Origin of the sequence: Melaminivora alkalimesophila, from assembly GCF_000282995.1 — a bacterium.
Lineage (GTDB): Bacteria > Pseudomonadota > Gammaproteobacteria > Burkholderiales > Burkholderiaceae_C > Melaminivora > Melaminivora alkalimesophila.
In genome coordinates, this window is record NZ_ALEE01000445.1 from 1 (window position 1) to 1,174 (window position 1,174).

The 1,174-nt window shown below is 70.9% G+C and carries 1 protein-coding gene; it reads left to right on the forward strand.

Annotated elements, in window-relative coordinates; all coding sequences use genetic code 11:
- Positions 1-206: 206 nt before the first annotated feature.
- On the forward strand, positions 207-1,174 hold a 968-nt coding region (gene hemA, locus A612_RS08730), incomplete at its 3' end, for a glutamyl-tRNA reductase (RefSeq protein ID WP_019374120.1).

The window sequence follows — 1,174 nt, forward strand, 5'->3', positions numbered from 1 at the left end:
GGCGCCGGCCAGCGAGCGCCCGCGTGCCAGCCCGGGCAGTGCCATGCGGGCGGCCAGCGCCAACAGCCCGCCCACGGCCAGCGCCGGCGCAAAGAAACTCAGCAGGTGGTTCAACAGCGACAGCGCATCCATGACCGCTTGATGCAAATCAAGGCCTCGCCCCCGGCCTCTACCCGGTTGCAGCGCAAATTTTATAATGCGACCCCATGGCAGTCTGGGCCCTCGGCATCAACCACACGACCGCCCCGCTCGACCTGCGGGGCCGTTTTGCCTTCGCGCTCGACCAGATCGCGCCCACCCTGCACGGCCTGCGCGAGTCGCTGGCCAACGGCGCGGGGCGCCACCGCCAGGTGGAGACCGCCATCCTCTCCACCTGCAACCGCACCGAGATCTACTGCGCTGCGCCCACGCCCGCCATCGACCACGCACTCGACTGGCTGGCACACAGCGGCGGCGTGAGCCCGCAGGTGCTGCGCTCGCATTCCTACCGGCTGGAGAACGGCCTGGCCGCGCGCCACGCCTTCCGCGTTGCCAGCGGGCTCGACTCCATGGTGCTGGGCGAGGCCCAGATCCTCGGCCAGATGAAGAGCGCGGTGCGCGCCGCCAAAGGCGCGGGCGCCCTGGGCAGCACGCTCAACCAGCTGTTCCAGCGCAGCTTCGCCGTGGCCAAGGAGGTGCGCTCGAGCACCGACATCGGCGCCCACAGCATCAGCATGGCGGCCGCCGCCGTGCGCCTGGCCGGCCAGCTGTTCGAGGACCTGTCCGCCATCCGCGTGCTGTTCGTCGGTGCGGGCGAGATGGTCGAGCTGTGCGCCACGCATTTCGCCGCCAAGAACCCCCGCCGGATCGCCATCGCCAACCGCACGCTCGAGCGCGGCGAGAAGCTCGCCACCCGCTTCGGCGGCGAGGTCATGCGCCTGGCCGACCTGCCGGCGCACCTGCACGAATTCGACGCCGTCATCAGCTGCACCGCCAGCCAGTTGCCCATCATCGGCCTGGGGGCCGTGGAGCGGGCCCTGAAGAAGCGCCGCCACCGCCCGATCTTCATGGTCGACCTGGCGGTGCCGCGCGACATCGAGCCGGAAGTCAGGGAACTCGGCGACGTCTATCTCTACACCGTGGACGACCTCGCCGGCGTGGTGCAGACCGCGCAGGCCAGCCGCCAAGCGGCGGG